Source organism: Acinetobacter sp. Gutcm_16 (genome assembly GCF_028649355.1).
GTDB lineage: Bacteria > Pseudomonadota > Gammaproteobacteria > Pseudomonadales > Moraxellaceae > Acinetobacter > Acinetobacter johnsonii.
The window spans coordinates 160,959-177,627 of sequence record NZ_JAQSUV010000032.1; the positions used below are offsets into that span (position 1 = coordinate 160,959).

Consider the following 16,669-nt stretch of genomic DNA (forward strand, 5'->3'; position numbering starts at 1 on the left):
TTATTTAATTTCACTTAAGAAATGGATGCGGGAAAGGTAATCACCTTTTCCAACTGCATGTGTTCTGTTGCAATCATTAACAAACGATCCACACCTAAAGCAATACCTGCACATGCCGTCATTTGAGGCAAAGCAGCCAATAAAAACTCATCGATCGGCATCACATGTAAGCCTAACTTTTCACGTTCAGTATTATCGGCTTCAAAACGCGACCGCAACACCTCCGCATCAATCAACTCATCATATGCATTGGCGAGTTCCAAACCTTCAATATACAGCTCAAAACGTGCTGCAACCAATTCATCGTCTTCATCCATTTTAGTTTTGGCAAGCGAAGCCAGCTCTGGTGGAAAATCGGTCAGAAACACTGGCGTATCAAAACCTAGACTTGGCTCTACAAAATGTGAAAAGAGCAAATCGATATAGCCAAGGCGGTCATCGCCCAAGTCCAAATTTAAACCCACGCGGTTACAGCAGTCTTTTAACTCTTTCAAACTGGCTTGTAGTGGGTTCAAATCCAAACGATCCATAAACGCATGCTTATAGCTCAAAATGGTAGGACGAACCTCTCCAAAGCGCTGCTTTAATGTGACATTCAATAAATCTGTCACTTCAAACATTAAATCTTTCAAACTGAAAGTCGGTCTATACCATTCCAGCATGGTAAATTCACTATTGTGTTTACGACCATGTTCATCATCACGGAAGACTTTACAGATTTGATAAATCGGCCCACTACCACTGGCTAGTAAACGCTTCATGGCAAACTCAGGTGATGTCTGCAAATAATGTGTTTGTTGCTTACCTTGTACATGTCGCTGTGCTTGAACCGAAGCCAAATATACATCAGTCACACCAGCTTGAGATAAGATTGGGGTTTCAACCTCAAGCACTTCACGTTCAGCAAAAAACTGGCGAATTTGGCTGTACATTTGCGCGCGAGCACGCATGGCTTTTAAGTCACAGGTTGGCTGATAATGGATCACGTCCTGACTCATGCCTTCGGCCCTCCGTGTGCAGCCCATTCACGGCGTAATGGATAAGTTTTTCTTAAATAATCAAAGGCTTTTTGATCGATCATCCCCTCTTTTAAGCATGCACGTAAGGCTTGGTCATCCCGTGCAATCGGGTAGATTTCATTTAAATGCTGTTGAAGTGCAGATTTCAAATCTTGCCCTTCAAAATACTGCGCGCACACAGGTAACTGTGACTCGAAGCTTTTATGTGCCTCAAACTGGAAAGTTTTACAAAAAGCCTCGTAGATCATTTGTGTACCACGCGCCTTGCCTTCTAAACTATAACCTGCGATATGTGGTGTCACCACACTTACTGCTTTCAACACTTGTTCAGAAATCACAGGCTCATGCTCAAAGACATCTAGTACCACTTTGCGCTGCGTTTTTTCGATGTCGGCCAATAAAGCTTGCTCTTCAATCACAGGTCCACGCGCAGAATTAATCAATATTGCTGTCAATTTCATCGCAGCCAAAGCTCCGGCATTGAACAAATGGTAAGTTGGATGTGGTCCTGTTTGGGTTAATGGTACATGTAATGAAATCGCATCGGCAGTACACAATAACGTATTTAAATCGACCTGCTGAATCGCATCTTGCTGTACAAAAGGATCATGACCGATCACATTCCAGCCCAATAATTGGGCCATATAAGCTAAGCGAGAACCGACATTTCCTAGGCCAATAATGCCCAAAGTAAAACTTTCTTCAGCGTTCAGCAATGCTGGATTCAAATGAAGTAAAGCTGTAATCACATATTCAGCCACCGCCTGCGCATTACAACCTGCGGCATTCGCCCATTGAATATTCTGCTTTTCAATAGCGTTAATATCTAAGTGGTCTGTACCAATCGTTGCACTACCCACATATTGAAGTGTGGTGTTATTGATTAATGCTGGATTGACTTGAGTTACGGAACGCACCAACAGTGCTTTGGCATCTACAACATCGGCATGCGTTAAAGTACGCCCTGCTTTGTGCTCAACTTCACCAAATTCGGCAAAAAAATAATCGGTAAATGCGAGATTTTCATCTGCCACGATTTTCATAATGTCTTCCAACGCTTTGTTGACTCTATGATAACCGTTGCACAAGCTCAACACTATGTTGCTCTGCAATACATCTGAATAAACAGTCACGATGTTTCATCTTCATGGTAAAAAACCGAATACTTTAAAGAATTGTTTAATATAGATTTACTTCGTTCAAAATACTGAAAAATATAAAGTCAACTCCGTAAACGCTATGATAGTACAAACAACTAGACAAATAATTTAATACTGTTATAAAAAAACCTTCTCCCAACATTTCAGAGAGAAGGCAAAACCTCAAGCAAGTAATAAGCGAGATGAATTATTTAGATTTATAAGAGAGTTTCATCCCCACGATATAGCCTGTATTGTCCTCAAACTCGCCAACAATACGACGATCCGAAGTTTCACCTTCCGCATCACCAAACCACATATAGCGACCACCTACGCTGAAAGCCATTTTTTGACTAATATTGTATTTAGCAGCCAAACCCGCACCCCAATAACCCTTCACAGGACCTAAAGTTGGTGCGGGGTCACCTGCACCTGAGTCCCATAAACCAGAGACTGCAATTGCTAAATTTGGCGACAATTGTTTGCCTAATCCAATTTCGACTGCCAATTGATCTTCAGAATAATCAACTAAAGGTAAACCTTTACCTAAAGCTTCTGTCGTTGCTGCTTTCAGTACTGGTGGATAGTAGGCAAAATCACTCCATGGTACATAACGAACTTTTGTATATACAGCAGTCGTTGCATTGAGGCCTGTTTGCAGATTTAAATTCACAGATTCAGGTGTCGTAATAGTCCCTGAATTTCTGTGGGAATAATCCTCTGTGAATACCATGTCTGCTAATGGCACATCTTCATTAATCGTTGTTTTATGCTCAACTTCCGAGCGATAGGTTAATGAAGCCAAAATCCCCATTTCAGGTTTGGCATAGCTTAGACCTGCAACCCACCCTACCGCGATGTCATCAAAATGATTGTTATAACCACTATTTGCTCCATAAGTTAAACCACGTAAATGAACATCAGCTTGAAGCTGCTGAAGTACTGGACCACCATAAATCATGACATTTTTATTTAGGTTATAGCCTAAAAGTGTTGTGATGTTTTTCGATTTCACATCTACACGTGTATTGGCATCTCCTGCTGGACGGTCTGTTGCAATGAAATTATTATCACCCTCAAACTTTACTTTAGCACCAAAAGGTTCGTCATAAATCACTGCAAGGCGTAACTTCGGATTTATGTCAGTTTTTACTGCATAATTAAGCATTTGGAAGTCTTCAGCCATATCTGAAACTTTGTTTCCACTGCTGTCTGTACCTGTGATATCAGGTGAAATATAGGTATAACCGACTTCAGCATAAGTGCCAGATTCAAATAAAGCATCTATTTGTTGTGGCGAACGTTCAAGACCAGCGGCATAAATCTGGCCTGCACATACGGACAGTATCGCCCCAATGAGATGCTTCTGATTCAATTTCATTTCTATTCCTTTAGTTACGTTTTAAAAAGTGAATACTTGTCATTCATTCCGTAGAAAAGTATTCATCTTGTTGAATTAAATAATTTTTATTTAATTCAATGAATTGCCTAATGGCGTATTAAGGGACATTGAGTCCAATGTCTTTAACTGGGTATTTCTTAAAAGTACTCATGTGGTAACGCACTAGATTCAAAGCACGTGGATAGCCCCACTCAAAACCATGATGGCTTGGAATTTGTTCTTTCGGATCGATATATAAGTTGTAGGCCCAAGGCGCAGGATTGGCAGCAGACATGACTGTGCTATCAATATTCTTGCGTGGTGATGTAGTTTCCATGACTCTGAAATGCACTTTAAACTCATTCCAACGTAATGCAGCGAACTGATTCCCTGAATAGAAAAATGAGGTTTCACGGTTTGATTCTCCATCATCTGCAAGCAAGAAACTCGTTTGATCAATACCATCGAAATAACGGTCTTTTGGGATTTGGTTGCTTTGTCCGCCCAATGCAACGGAAGTATTAAATAAGTCAAGAATGTCAAAAATACCGTCGCTGACACGACCTGCTTTAATCATACCCGGCCAGTATGCAATACCGGGTACACGGATTCCCCCTTCCCATGTCGTGCCTTTGCCACCTTTCCAAGGATGAAAGCCTGAATCTGGCCATACATCCTCATTAGCACCATTATCAGAAGTGAAGAACACCACTGTATTTTCAAGTTGCCCCGTATCTTTTAAAGTCTTCATCAGGCGACCAACGATGTCATCGACTTCAACTACACCATCTTTATAAGGGTATTTTGCAGGGCTTTTTCCTGCATATCCTGGTGCTGGATAATTGTCATTATGTACCCGTGAAAAAGAATGAACGAGATAGAAAGGTTCATTTTTCTTGCCTGCACGACGAATAAACCCATCAGAATAATCTGCAAACTTTTGATCCATCCGACTAATATCATCAATCGTTTTAATCGACTGCTCGACCTTTAATGGCCGACCTTTGACACCACTGGTAATTTCAGGCGGTTGAATTGAACGCATTGCTTCCAAACGCTCAGGGTCATGAATCAAATTTGGGTATAAACGCTCATCTGTCATTTCGCTTAAATTAGACACCACTTGTAAAAAGCCGAAATATTCGTCATAACCATTTTGTTGTGGATAAGCACCTTCGATTTCACCCAAATGCCATTTCCCGATCATGCCTGTGTGGTAACCCGCTTTTTGTAACAATCCAGCGGCAGTCACTTCACCATCCCATGGATTTGCTTTAAGTTTTTCTCCTGTCAGAATCGGTCGAACCAAACCTGTTCGAACTGGTAAACGTCCTGTCATCATGGCCGCACGTGAAGGTGTACTCAGCGGTTGTGCGTAGAAAGAAGTAAAGAGCAATCCCTCTCGAGCCAATTTGTCGATATTTGGCGTCGGTGCACCAACTGTTGTACCACCACCATTGGCACCAATATCCCCCCACCCCATATCATCTACAATGAAAATTAGAATATTTGGAGTACGACCTGTTTTTTGTTTATATGCATTCAGTTTTTTCTGGGCTGCTGCACTTTGCGCTGGATGAATGATCGCAGGCTCCATGTTTTCAGAAGTAACCACTGCCTTTAAAAATGGATCATCAGCAATCGTTTTACCTTTTTGATAACTTTGCTGAGGTGCAGCCTGTGTTGTAGCAAAAATCGCAGATAATAAAGTTGCCCCAATGGACAAACACAATTTAGACTTTTTGATATGCATGATATCCTCCTTGACCGTTTTTAGTTACAGGTATCCCTACCAGCTTTTGCTCGCATTTAAATTTTTATAAGTAATGTGTTAGGTGTTACAAATGATTCGAGAAATCTAGATTTTTGTTGCTAGAAATCTCAGTAGACACACAAAATAAGCTTGATATAAAAAGAAATATGTTCTGTGTTTAATATATTGGTTAGTCATCTAGATCCTACATCCTTTTTTGAGCACAACTCTTATGCATACCCTACATAAGAGCTATATGTTTGTTATCTTCGAATTCGGTTACTTGGTTCTATTCGTATTCGATTTCACATCGATATTTTTTAAATATGCTTTAGATTTTAAAGAAACCCACAATCATCCCTAATAGTGGGTTTCTTTAAAACATGACTTACGATTTTTCACTCCGAGCTGGAGTATTAAATCTGCTTCAGAAGATTAGCAGTCATAAAGCGTAGAACAACCATCCGAAAGAATGGTTCTAGAATGGTTTAGAAGAATAAATCATCAAATAGAAAGGTTTTTGGTGCGACCACAGCCTGTAGCAGCACCCTATACAGAATGTGTTTAAATTTATTGTTTAAATTTCCACCATATCGAAGTCAACTTTACAAACCCCACAATCAGGACAGGTCCAGTTTTCAGGAACATCTTGCCATGGCGTACCCGCAGCAATTCCCTCCTGTGGCCATCCGAGTTGCTCATCATAAATCCATCCACAAACCAAACATTGGTAGCGCTTCATGTTTAGTCCTCGTGTATAAGGGATGACTGACAAAACAATCCCGCAAACTTCTGCTGAATTTTCTGTTTGGCTTTAGGGTAAATATTCATTTTACTGAAATCGCCTGCATAATGCTCCACCACCCGTTGATCCATCAATTTAAACCACCACTTTGGAATTAGTGCCGGTAGAATCATGGCCCCATAACCTGCTGGAAGCTGGGGGACGTCTTCATAGTTTCTCAGAGTTTGGAAACTCCGCGTTGGGTAAGCGTGATGGTCAGAGTGACGCTGCAACTGATATAAGAAAAGATTCGTCACCAAGTTGTTATTGTTCCAACTATGTTCTGGCTGAGTGCGTACATATTGGCCATTTTCAAGCTGCTCCCGCTTTAAGCCATAGTGCTCAATATAATTTACGACTTCAAATAACGTAATGCCGTACAAGGCTTGAGTGGCTTGGGTAACCGCAATATTTTTCCCAAAACATTTTAACATCGCCGCATGATAAAGCCCTGACATCGCCCAGCCTTGCAACAACTCATTCTTGAGTGACCAGAATCCATGCCCTTGACGCTCTAAACGTCGAGTTTCAATTTCAACTGCCGACTTAAAACTGCCCACAACCGTTCTTGGCCAAAATTGCCAAAAAGACTCACCCATTTGCGAAGAAGCAGGGTCCTCAGGTGTCGCCACACGGCGATGGTGCCCATAAGGATGCTCAATTCGAAAATGATTATATGCCGTCGGTACCAATGCCAAATGCGACAACATTTGTTCTAATTTATTCGGTTTATGGCTCAGCTCATGTGCAGTATTAATCGCAACACCATTCAGCACCCCCAATAACGTGCCAATAAGCACACGATCATGTGTTGGGGTGCTATCACGACTGGCGAGGTACAAGGCATAAAAGTTGGCACTGTATTGCAGTGGAATAAACAACTTCACAATACGGGCATAGTAGGGATCGGCCTCTAAGGCTGCAATTGCAGCATCAGGTGGGTTTTCGCTGTCCTCACCAATCAATTTGTCCAAAGCTGGCATGACCACGTGCATAAAAATCGGGCCTGTCGAGGCAAACACCGAACGTAGTTTTTTGGGGCCAAACTGATAGCCTGCCAAAGCACCCATAGCAATACATGGGTAAGCCAAACCAAATAACCATAAATGCCGTTTTTTATCCTTAAACTGATGTTCACTGTGCTGCTGCTCAAGCAAGGTCAGTGCATTCATGCGGAACTCCTTTTTATTTTAGATAGAACGCTTGCGTATTATTGGTAAAATCAGTTGTGATCATTATTCATTTTCGGACACTATATATTCAAAACAGGACATCACTTTAAAAATATGAATCCTCATATTCCATCTATTCCAGCCCGATATTATTTGCGTTTGCTGCCTTTATTGCTGGAGCGCGAGATGGATTTGACTGAGCTTTTTCAGCTGTTAGGAACAGATTTGAGCAGCTATGTACAACAGGAGGATGCCAAGCTTTCGCTGGCACAAATTGAAACCTTAGTCAGCTATTTACTTAAATTTCCAGAAAACCGTGATTTGGCCTTTGAGCTCGGTCGCTCCTTAAAATTGAGCGCCCATCATTTGGTGGGCTATGCCTTACTCAGCTGTGAAAATGTCATGCAAGCCTTAGGCGTGATGTCGCAATATTTCAGCTTAATCATGCCGAACTTTCGACTAAAAGTGACTGAGTTAAGTAACGTCGTGGTTTTGGACATTCACCCGCTGCAAGCCATGAGCACGCTCACATTGAATTTTCATTTAGAAGCCATTGCAGTAGGTTTTTGCAGCAGTTTTGCTGAATTGCTCAACCAAAACGTTAAACCCTATGACATTCATGTATCGGTGTTTCAACCGACTTATGTTCAGGCTTTACAGCAATTCAAGCCCGCTCAATTTCACTTTGGTACACTCATTCGTCCTAGCATTAAAATCTTTATTCAAGCGGATAATTTAGACACGAAGCTCCCCAAAGCAGATACATTTTCATTGAACATTCTGGAACAACAGTGCCGTGAACAACTGAAACAAATCAGTTTAGATGGAGAGATTATTGACTGGATCAGCATGATGCTCCGTGAAGCATCTCCACCGCCTAGTTTTGAAGACTGCGCTCAAATGTTAAATGTCTCAAGTAAAACTCTGCAGCGCTATTTAAAAAAGCAGAATGCCAATTTTAATACCATTCGTAAGCAGGTCATTTTAAGCCGTGCTGAGCACCTGCTGATGCACACCAACAAAAGCATCACCGAAATGAGTTTTGAGCTGGGCTACTCCACCGCAGCGAATTTTTGTAGGACATTTAAAGCTGAATTAGGTACCACACCACAGATGTATCGGCTGAATTCCACGCCGAAGATAAGCTGACCTTTGTAGTTTCAATAAAAGACACTTTAATAAGAGTTCATACCAAATAAAACAATGATTATCCTGCCAAAATAAATGTCACAATGCCTACTGGTTTTTATTTCAATATCAATAGTTATTTGATATATAACTGTATAATAAAACAGATTTTAAATTTATTTTTTGGGGCAAGGATGCGCGAAACTGATCACGAAATTATTCAACTTTTTAAACAACACGTTCACCCGCTTTCAAGCAAACTCACCGAAATGTTAAATGAACATTTCTCCCACCAAACAGAACGTCGTGGTTGCGGCTATACGCAGGCGACACGTGTTTTAGCGGACTATATTAACAGCACCAGACTCAGCCAAGATTTTGCCGACTTAAAACTGTTTGACCAATATGACACCAAGACCTTAAAAGTATTACTTGAGCAATCACAGTACATGATTTCAGATTGGCATAATTTAGATTTGAATGACCAAATTCAACCGCTGCTCGCAATAGAAAACAGCTCTGAATTTGCTCAGCAAGTGGAACGTCAGCGACAGTTACAACAACAATTACGCAGTATCACCGCACAAGCGCAACTGGAAGAAACTCAAATTCTGTGCCAATTGATTGCCGATATTATTCTCCCGCAAAGCACAGCGAAAACGGGTTTGGTTGAGCTCAAAGCCTTGACTGAAAAACCGAAAGTCGGTTCTTGCCCCATGGCTGAAAATTTCTTCCTTAAAATTGCCCATGGCCGCGTCTTAAGACAGGGCGAACTCAATATTTTTGTCGATGAACAACAGCAGCCCTTATTACTGGAAAAACTCAATATGGGAGATGATCATTCCTGTATTAGCCTAAAACCGATCCTGATGAATGGGGTGTGTTTGCCTGCGGGTTCATTGTTCTCAGTCAACTATGATCGTACAGCCATTCAAAACAAAACTCAAAACCAGCAATATAAAGGCTATGTGATCCCCTATTCTGAGATCAACGGCTTTTGGTTTTTAAGACTCACGACCTTAGCCATTTCTCCTGAAAATCGCGCACGTGCTTTTACAACACATTATCAGCAGCAAGTTGAAAATGGTTTATTTAGTCCGGGAACTACACGCCTACAACAATTGGTTGATGTCGCGACCGCGCAAATACGGAACTAAACGCATGCTACAGGTTTGCTACTCACCAGATTATTATGCTCAGACCCATACCAACAGTATGGAAAAACTGCGCGCTGTCGCTGATGCTTTAGATTCGCTCGGTATCGCGCAGTTCCATCGCCCTGAAAAGCTCTCCATAGATATTTTAAAACAACTACATGATCCGAAATATGTCGATGCTTTTGATACAGGCTTCCCTGAAAAGCTAGCCACTTTCCAAGGTTTTAAGCCTTGGAATACTCAACTGCGTGATGCGGTTTATCAGATTAATGCAGGGCAAGTTCTTGCAACAGAATTGGCATTCAAACATCAAATTTCGGCCAATATCGCACAAGGCTTTCATCATGCGGTTTACGAACACGGTGGGTCTTTTTGTACCTTTAACGGACTGGCTTTGGTCGCGCAACAATTCCCAGATAAACGTATTTTCGTGCTGGACTGCGATCAGCATGGCGGTAATGGTACGGCAGAATTTACCCGCCGTTTTGACAACTTTTTTAATTATAGTATCTATGGGTTGGCTTTTGGCTGTCCGACCTACGAACGTTCAGAAACCTATCATGTACATAAACATCAAGGAAACTTCAGCCAATACATTTTAGCAATCCATCAAGCCTTTCAACGTGCCTTAGACTGGAATGCTGATTTAATTATCTTTCAGGCGGGAATGGACTGCCATCAAAATGATCCTTGCGGCTCATCATGGTTCAGCACAGAACTGATTGAAAAACGAGATGAAATTGTGTTTCGCTTGGCCAAAAAGCATCAACTGCCTTTGATGTTTGTTTTAGCTGGCGGTTATCAAGCACTACCAGAACTGGTCAAGCTTCATGTGGGAACGTTTCAAACTGCTTATCAAACTTACTATACTGAATAAAAAATGCCAGCATATTGAAATACACTGGCATGGATAGCTCGGCTATTTAATTAAGAAAAATCAAGCTCTTTCTCAAAACCTTTTAACTCATAACGCGCCATCGCTAAGTTAGACTTGGTACGGTCAAGTACCAAATATAAAAACAATGTTTCATTGCTATCAAGCGGACGAATCAAATGATATTGCTTACCCAAAGTAATCAAAATATCTTCAATGTTATCGTTCAATTGTAATGCTTTCGCAACCTTGCGCTTAGAACGTACAACTTCAGTATTACCTGCAGCTGCTAATTCTAAGTCCACACCACTCCCCTGAGTCGCGAGTGCTAAGCCACTGTCACTGTCGACCAGCGCAGCAGCAACAAAACCATCAATCCCTGTTAACGCATCTAAACTAACACGTGCCATCTTATTCTTACCTCTAGTTATAGGGTTACCCCAAAAAATTTAAAGACCTAGTTTCTTACGCAACTTTCCAATAAAACCGCGTAATTTATTCATTTGTCCTGTTTCTACTTGTTGTGTATCTACCTGATACTTCACTTCATTTTGATCAATAAACCGACCTAATTGCAGTAGAACAGCACATGCTACAAAATTCAATACCCTTTCATTACTTAAAGTTAAGGATTGTTTTACTTGATCAATTTGTGCGCCTTGTGAGAAGGACGTTGCCATCTTTAAAAAGTCACGACGTTGTAAATTTTTTTCAAACTGAGGCCATATTTCAAGTTTAAAGTTCTGATTCAAACTGATCTGCGGTAACTGAATCGCAGGTGAAGCATTCACCACTTTCCATAGCCAAACTCTTAAGTCATAAACGTCTTTATCTTTAATCGTATCTTGGACCAACTGCGCAGTTGCATACGTTTGGTTCAAGGTCTCATTAAACTGAATCTCTTTATTCGGCTCGACCCAAACACGTTCGGTCCGTGTATCGACCAAAGCGAGAAAACCATGGGCATCGAACAACTGAATATAGCCATTACGTGGTGTAAAAATTTCGTTAAAAACCTGTTCCGTGGTCATTACTGGGTTCAGCACTGTAGGCATAACAGATTGAACAGGCATAATGACTTCAAGCGTTGACTTCACAGGCGCGGTAAGTTCATGTTGTGATTCTACCTTTCTAGATAACCAATCATGCAAATGCTCTATGTTTGAAAATGGATAGAACAATTGATCTCCGACAATGCGCCCTGCATTTTCAACCTTTTTGACCAGACGCAAATACACAATATTTTGAATAGTCAGCAACTTTTGAATGCCCGGTGAATTAAAAAACACATCATTGACCAGCAATAAATCTATTTTATGCTCAGCAAGATTGACCCATCTCACATTCAAATTTTCAGGTAAAGACAGTAAAATTTGTTCTTTTAGTTGCTCTAACGAGTTTAAACTTAAACCAAATACTGCAATATTTATTACGTTTTTCATGCCCAAACCCACAACAACCTCACCCTTCAAATCACTGCATCACGCCGATTGATATAATTAAAAATTAATAAATATAGAATTTCTTATGATGCAATGCTGAGCGGTGCATTGCTTAATCGCGCACTTAACTCTTTGTAGTAATACAGCATCTGCCCCATCAGAATATCAGTGTGCGTGACAGCCACCATGACCATAGGATGCAATGGATGGTTGACAGCCGTTAAAAAGACTTTGCCATTGTCCGCATCAAGGGTAATGGTTTGGCACCCCATCAATTGAATTTCTGTAATAAATGCATTTACCATAGCCAAGATAGAGCTGCTGACTGCTGCAATTTTTCCTCTATTGTCGATATTTTTCTTTGAAGCCAAAGCAAGCTCAAAACCATCCGATGAGCACAACATCACAAAGTCGATGCCTGTAACGGTATTTAAAAAACGTTGTAACTCGATATGGGCAGACTCAATCAGTGCTTGCGGAATTTCACGTGAACTATTCATTTATTCTACCTATGCAACTGCAGATTCAGCTTGCATTTCTATTGTTGCAATTAGTGTTTCAATCATCAGTAAAACATCATCTTGTTCACGCGCATCAACGGCAAACAGCGGAAATTGTTTTTGATGGATCTGCATCCAATCACGGTAAATTTTGAGCTTATGCTGATCTTCTTGATCTAAATGTGTAATGCCAACCACCACATTTGATCCATACTGCTCAAATGCTTTTAAATAAAACTCTAAATCTTTTAAACGATCTGCTTGGCTATGATCAATCAAGATCACGATTCCTATTGCACCCTTACAGACAATAGACCACATAAAATCAAAACGATCTTGGCCTGGAGTACCGTACAGGCCTATCTGCGTACCGTCATCAAGGCTAATTTCACCGTAATCAATACCCACAGTCGTCAAAAATTTATGATGTGCTTCGGTATCAGTGTTTACTGCTTCTGTCCTCACGACAGGAATATCAGACAATGCTTGAATGGCCGCAGATTTTCCTGCCCCCATGGTTCCTCCGAAAACAATTTTGTACTGCTGTAGTATCATCAAGAAGCCCCAAGAACAACAAAATGCCTAATAAGTCACATTATATTTAATTTTATTGACAAAAAACATCAAATTTTAAACCATTCAGTAAAACTCACTTACACATTCCCCTACTTTTTGTATACCTTTTAAGCTTTTTTATACACACGTATATTATTTAAATTAACTTAAGTATTTGTCTTTTCTTATTATTTAAATTAAATAATAAGAATCATACTCAGTTAAGTAGTGATTGGCTTTTTTTACCAGACAAAATTCAATCTATAACTCAGATCAAAAAATATATTTGAAATATTTTTTTCAATCAATAAAACAAGAAACTTCACGTTTTTCTTATACTTAGTCGATGGACTCTTCGCTTAATTTCTATATTTAAACAAAATCTCACACGTCGATTTTGATTCTTTATTCGGGCTTGAACTGTACTCTTTGGCTTATTCAAAGAAGGGATAAGTTTTTTTCTAGTGGTTTATTTTCATTACAGAATGAAACTGGTAAGGCTCATCAGAGCTGTAATCACGATGAACTTTGAAGAGGCTTCAGTTATTCGATGCATTTATCTCACTAACGTTCTCATCATAAAAAAATCCTCTAAAGTATTGGAGGATTTTCGGTACAGATGGAAAGCAAGCTTACACTTGCACACTCGCATGACGCTGTTGTCGTGACGCTGGCAAAAGTTCTTCGAACCTCTGCATCAGTTCAGAGTTTTCAGTCTGCCATTTCGGCTGTTTGTCTTTATCAATCAACAAGGCACGGACACCTTCAAGCATGTCACCCTGCTCAAACCAGATATCTTGTAAATCGCGCTCCAACTGCATGCACTGTTCTAACGATAGCCCACGCCCTACATGCTGAAGTTTTAGGCTGATTTTCTTGGCCAACAAAGAACGCTGTTGTAAGTTTGCTAAGATTTTTTCAGCCCAATCCATATAATCACTATCTAATGTATTGGCGAGGCTGTCTTCAATTTGAGCCAATTCAGCATGAGAAAAATGCTGACGAATCGCATCTTCATACTGTTTTAATTCACTAGGCGCAGGTTCTTTTAAATAACGCGCAATAGTCTGTTCAATAGATTGTTGGGTTAATTGCGCGGCATGTCCCAGTTCTGTTTGTAACTGCTGTAACTGTTCACTCGGTACTAAATAATCAATTAAATCTAAGTGCAAAGCATCACTACTACTAATCTGTTCACCCGTAACAGCCATGTACACGCCCACATCGTCTAAACGAGACAGAAAATGGGTTGCACCGACATCGGGAAAAAAACCAATCGCGGTTTCTGGCATGGCAAAACGTGATTTTTCACTGCTAACAATAATCTGGCAAGCTTGTGCCAAACCAAAACCACCACCCAAAACATAGCCATCTAAAAACACCAATACAGGTTTCGCATATTGGCGCAGGCTTTTTAGCATGTGATATTCATCGGCAAAATAGCGCTGATAATTGGCAGTTCCATTTTGATAACTGTCATAGAGGAAACGAATATCCCCGCCTGCACAAAAGGCTTTCGGGCTATTGGAGTTAATCAAGACGGCTTGAACTTGTTCGTCCTCTCGCCACAGTTCTAGCTGCTGGCTAATGCCATGAATCATGCTTAAGGACAGTGCATTCAGATGACTCGCGCGATCTAGCGTAATCACACCTAAATGCCCTTGGAGGCTGATCTGTAAATTATTTTCCATGCTCAGACTCCTTTTATTGATTTTTAAATTGTGCTGGACGCTTTTCCACAAAGGCTTTCATGCCTTCTTTCTGGTCAGACGTAGCAAAGATGGAATGGAAAGTACGACGCTCAAAACGTAACCCCTCACTCAAACTCACTTCAAAAGCACGATTAATGCTTTCTTTTATCATCATGGTGGCAGTGAGGGATCTTTCCGCAATTTTTTCCGCAGCTTCTAGGGTAGAAGCCAATAATTCTTCTTTCGGTAGCACACGCGCCACTAAACCACTTTGCTCTGCCTCAACCGCGCCCATTTGCCTTGCGGTTAAACACATTTCCATGGCTTTGGCTTTACCCAATGCCAACGTTAAACGCTGCGTTCCACCAATACCAGGAATCACACCGAGTGTTACTTCAGGCAAACCAAATTTGGCATTATCCGCACAATAGATAAAATCGCACATCAGGGCCAACTCACAGCCGCCACCCAGTGCATAACCACTCACCGCAGCAATCAAAGGTTTACGACGCTGCGCAATCCGATCTGCCAAATGGAAAAAGTCATCAAAATAGATATTCGGGAAATTCAGCTCGGCCATTTCTTTAATATCAGCCCCCGCGGCAAAGGCTTTTTCCGAACCCGCCAACACCATACAGCCAATCTCAGCGTCGCGTTCAAACTGGTCTAAGGCTTGGTTAATTTCAGCAATCAGTTGACTGTTTAATGCATTCAGCGCTTGAGGACGGTTCAGTGTAATGACCCCGACACCCTTGCGCTTTTCAACTAAAATTGTGTCCCACTGTAAGTCTTCAATGAAAGTTTTTTCCCATTGCATGTTGCGATCCTTCTTCTATAAACCAATGCACATGTAACGTTAAAATCTCGTGATCACTTACATGTGCAAGGGTCAGTTTTTCGATATTGGGTTTATAAACTACGGGCAATTACGAGGCGTTGAATATCACTGGTGCCTTCGTAAATCTGACAAATCCGAGCATCACGATAAATGCGCTCAATCGGAAAATCTTTCAGATAGCCGTAACCCCCAAAGATTTGTAAGGCATTTGAACAAACCCGCTCGGTCATTTCAGAGGCAAATAATTTCGCCATCGAAGCTTCAGTCAAACACGGTTGACCCGCTTCTTTTAAACGCGCCGCCTGATGTACCAACTGACGAGCTGCGGCAATTTCTGTTGCCATACTGGCAAGTCGAAACGACACCGCTTGCTGCTCAAAAATGGGCTTCCCAAAAGCTACGCGCTCTTTGGCATAACGCGTCGCTTCCTCCAAAGCGGCACGCGCCAATCCAACAGCCTGCGCGGCAATGCCAATACGTCCACCTTCCAAATTAGATAAAGCAATTTTTAAACCTTCGCCCTCTTTGCCGAGCAACATACTTTTGTGCACACGCACATCAGTCAAGGCAATTTGGCAGGTGTCAGAGGCATGTAAACCCAATTTTTCTTCGACCCGAATCACTTCATAACCCGGCGTATTACGCGGGACTAAAAAGGCACTCATACCTTTTTTCCCTGCGCTAGGATCGGTCACGGCAAACACGATAATCACGCCTGCATTGTGCCCTGAAGTAATAAATTGCTTGGCACCATTGATGATGTAATGGTCACCATCTTTCACGGCGCGGGTTTTAATGGCTGCGGCATCGGAACCTGTGTGTGGTTCAGTCAGTGCAAAAGCGCCTATCATTTCCCCTTTGGCTAAAGGCACGAGGAATTGCTGTTTTTGCTCCTCAGTACCAAATTTCAAAATCGGCACGCAACCCACTGAATTATGCACACTCATAATGGCTGAAGTTGCACCATCCGCAGCCGCAATTTCTTCTAACGCCAGTACATAGGCCAAGTTGCCTGTTGCCGATCCCCCCCATTCTTCAGGCACCAACATGCCCATAAAACCCAATTGCCCCATTTGCTGTAAGGCTTGCGCAGGAAAAGTTCCCTGTCGATCCCACTCACTGGCATGCGGTTTAATTTGTTCTTGGGCAAAGCTTTTTGCCATGTCCTGAATCAAGACTTGTTCTTCAAAAAACATACCTTGTCGATCCCACTCACTGGTATTCGGTTTCATCTGT

At 41.4% G+C, this 16,669-nt stretch carries 16 protein-coding genes; 3 read left to right on the forward strand and 13 right to left on the reverse strand.

From position 1 onward, the window contains the following. Positions 1 to 14: 14 nt before the first annotated feature. The 6 genes from epmA to PTT44_RS09875 all read right to left on the reverse strand — a co-directional run bounded on the left by epmA (position 15) and on the right by PTT44_RS09875 (position 7,248). The gene (gene epmA, locus PTT44_RS09850; RefSeq protein ID WP_168159083.1) at positions 15 to 998 is read right to left on the reverse strand and encodes an EF-P lysine aminoacylase EpmA; all 984 of its coding nucleotides are present in this window, start codon (positions 996 to 998) and stop codon (positions 15 to 17) included. Continuing rightward, on the reverse strand, positions 995 to 2,062 hold the full coding sequence (locus PTT44_RS09855) for a 4-phosphoerythronate dehydrogenase (protein ID WP_168159084.1): 1,068 nt from the start codon (positions 2,060 to 2,062) through the stop codon (positions 995 to 997). The genes epmA and PTT44_RS09855 overlap by 4 nt, the downstream gene beginning before the upstream one ends. A gap of 304 nt (positions 2,063 to 2,366) precedes the next feature. Continuing rightward, positions 2,367 to 3,539, reverse strand: coding sequence for an OmpP1/FadL family transporter (locus PTT44_RS09860; RefSeq protein ID WP_168159085.1), 1,173 nt, complete (start codon positions 3,537 to 3,539; stop codon positions 2,367 to 2,369). A 118-nt stretch (positions 3,540 to 3,657) separates the two neighbouring features. Then, a complete protein-coding gene (locus tag PTT44_RS09865) occupies positions 3,658 to 5,292 on the reverse strand; it encodes an arylsulfatase (RefSeq protein WP_273795626.1) in 1,635 nt (544 codons plus the stop codon). A gap of 577 nt (positions 5,293 to 5,869) precedes the next feature. Further along, positions 5,870 to 6,034 carry a rubredoxin gene (locus tag PTT44_RS09870; RefSeq protein ID WP_168159086.1) on the reverse strand — a complete coding sequence of 55 codons (165 nt, stop codon included), beginning with the start codon at positions 6,032 to 6,034 and terminating at the stop codon, positions 5,870 to 5,872. Between the two features lie 2 nt (positions 6,035 to 6,036). Continuing rightward, positions 6,037 to 7,248: an alkane 1-monooxygenase gene (locus PTT44_RS09875; protein ID WP_168159087.1), complete on the reverse strand. Its 1,212-nt coding sequence runs from the start codon at positions 7,246 to 7,248 to the stop codon at positions 6,037 to 6,039. 114 nt (positions 7,249 to 7,362) lie between these two features. On the opposite strand from PTT44_RS09875, the gene PTT44_RS09880 reads away from it, so the two are divergent. The 3 genes from PTT44_RS09880 to PTT44_RS09890 all read left to right on the forward strand — a co-directional run bounded on the left by PTT44_RS09880 (position 7,363) and on the right by PTT44_RS09890 (position 10,410). Continuing rightward, positions 7,363 to 8,397: a helix-turn-helix domain-containing protein gene (locus PTT44_RS09880; protein WP_273795627.1), complete on the forward strand. Its 1,035-nt coding sequence runs from the start codon at positions 7,363 to 7,365 to the stop codon at positions 8,395 to 8,397. 173 nt (positions 8,398 to 8,570) lie between these two features. Continuing rightward, on the forward strand, positions 8,571 to 9,533 hold the full coding sequence (locus tag PTT44_RS09885; protein ID WP_168159088.1) for a hypothetical protein: 963 nt from the start codon (positions 8,571 to 8,573) through the stop codon (positions 9,531 to 9,533). Positions 9,534 to 9,537: 4 nt separating this feature from the next. Continuing rightward, positions 9,538 to 10,410: a histone deacetylase gene (locus PTT44_RS09890; protein WP_168159089.1), complete on the forward strand. Its 873-nt coding sequence runs from the start codon at positions 9,538 to 9,540 to the stop codon at positions 10,408 to 10,410. A gap of 50 nt (positions 10,411 to 10,460) precedes the next feature. Here PTT44_RS09890 and PTT44_RS09895 read toward each other — a convergent pair whose 3' ends face one another. The 7 genes from PTT44_RS09895 to PTT44_RS09925 all read right to left on the reverse strand — a co-directional run bounded on the left by PTT44_RS09895 (position 10,461) and on the right by PTT44_RS09925 (position 16,629). After that, on the reverse strand, positions 10,461 to 10,817 hold the full coding sequence (locus PTT44_RS09895; RefSeq protein ID WP_087526884.1) for a hypothetical protein: 357 nt from the start codon (positions 10,815 to 10,817) through the stop codon (positions 10,461 to 10,463). 39 nt (positions 10,818 to 10,856) lie between these two features. Next, positions 10,857 to 11,849 carry a hypothetical protein gene (locus PTT44_RS09900; protein WP_216076737.1) on the reverse strand — a complete coding sequence of 331 codons (993 nt, stop codon included), beginning with the start codon at positions 11,847 to 11,849 and terminating at the stop codon, positions 10,857 to 10,859. A gap of 83 nt (positions 11,850 to 11,932) precedes the next feature. Further along, complete coding sequence (locus PTT44_RS09905; protein ID WP_168159090.1) at positions 11,933 to 12,349, reverse strand: roadblock/LC7 domain-containing protein; 417 nt, start codon at positions 12,347 to 12,349, stop codon at positions 11,933 to 11,935. A gap of 9 nt (positions 12,350 to 12,358) precedes the next feature. Further along, positions 12,359 to 12,904: a GTP-binding protein gene (locus tag PTT44_RS09910; protein ID WP_168159091.1), complete on the reverse strand. Its 546-nt coding sequence runs from the start codon at positions 12,902 to 12,904 to the stop codon at positions 12,359 to 12,361. 632 nt (positions 12,905 to 13,536) lie between these two features. Then, entirely contained in the window at positions 13,537 to 14,601 is a 1,065-nt protein-coding gene (locus tag PTT44_RS09915) for an enoyl-CoA hydratase/isomerase family protein (protein WP_252726138.1), read from the reverse strand. A gap of 7 nt (positions 14,602 to 14,608) precedes the next feature. Further along, positions 14,609 to 15,412 (reverse strand): enoyl-CoA hydratase, encoded by an 804-nt coding sequence (locus tag PTT44_RS09920; RefSeq protein WP_168159093.1) that lies wholly within the window; start codon positions 15,410 to 15,412, stop codon positions 14,609 to 14,611. A gap of 92 nt (positions 15,413 to 15,504) precedes the next feature. Beyond that, positions 15,505 to 16,629: an acyl-CoA dehydrogenase family protein gene (locus PTT44_RS09925; protein ID WP_168159184.1), complete on the reverse strand. Its 1,125-nt coding sequence runs from the start codon at positions 16,627 to 16,629 to the stop codon at positions 15,505 to 15,507. Positions 16,630 to 16,669 lie beyond the last annotated feature (40 nt).

Bases quoted from the DNA above. Each gene is read 5' to 3' on its own strand.
- epmA (WP_168159083.1), bottom strand. From the start codon at position 998: ATGAGTCAGGACGTGATCCATTATCAGCCAACCTGTGACTTAAAAGCC.
- PTT44_RS09855 (WP_168159084.1), bottom strand. From the start codon at position 2,062: ATGAAAATCGTGGCAGATGAAAATCTCGCATTTACCGATTATTTTTTT.
- PTT44_RS09860 (WP_168159085.1), bottom strand. From the start codon at position 3,539: ATGAAATTGAATCAGAAGCATCTCATTGGGGCGATACTGTCCGTATGT.
- PTT44_RS09865 (WP_273795626.1), bottom strand. From the start codon at position 5,292: ATGCATATCAAAAAGTCTAAATTGTGTTTGTCCATTGGGGCAACTTTA.
- PTT44_RS09870 (WP_168159086.1), bottom strand. From the start codon at position 6,034: ATGAAGCGCTACCAATGTTTGGTTTGTGGATGGATTTATGATGAGCAA.
- PTT44_RS09875 (WP_168159087.1), bottom strand. From the start codon at position 7,248: ATGAATGCACTGACCTTGCTTGAGCAGCAGCACAGTGAACATCAGTTT.
- PTT44_RS09880 (WP_273795627.1), top strand. From the start codon at position 7,363: ATGAATCCTCATATTCCATCTATTCCAGCCCGATATTATTTGCGTTTG.
- PTT44_RS09885 (WP_168159088.1), top strand. From the start codon at position 8,571: ATGCGCGAAACTGATCACGAAATTATTCAACTTTTTAAACAACACGTT.
- PTT44_RS09890 (WP_168159089.1), top strand. From the start codon at position 9,538: ATGCTACAGGTTTGCTACTCACCAGATTATTATGCTCAGACCCATACC.
- PTT44_RS09895 (WP_087526884.1), bottom strand. From the start codon at position 10,817: ATGGCACGTGTTAGTTTAGATGCGTTAACAGGGATTGATGGTTTTGTT.
- PTT44_RS09900 (WP_216076737.1), bottom strand. From the start codon at position 11,849: ATGAAAAACGTAATAAATATTGCAGTATTTGGTTTAAGTTTAAACTCG.
- PTT44_RS09905 (WP_168159090.1), bottom strand. From the start codon at position 12,349: ATGAATAGTTCACGTGAAATTCCGCAAGCACTGATTGAGTCTGCCCAT.
- PTT44_RS09910 (WP_168159091.1), bottom strand. From the start codon at position 12,904: ATGATACTACAGCAGTACAAAATTGTTTTCGGAGGAACCATGGGGGCA.
- PTT44_RS09920 (WP_168159093.1), bottom strand. From the start codon at position 15,412: ATGCAATGGGAAAAAACTTTCATTGAAGACTTACAGTGGGACACAATT.
- PTT44_RS09925 (WP_168159184.1), bottom strand. From the start codon at position 16,629: ATGTTTTTTGAAGAACAAGTCTTGATTCAGGACATGGCAAAAAGCTTT.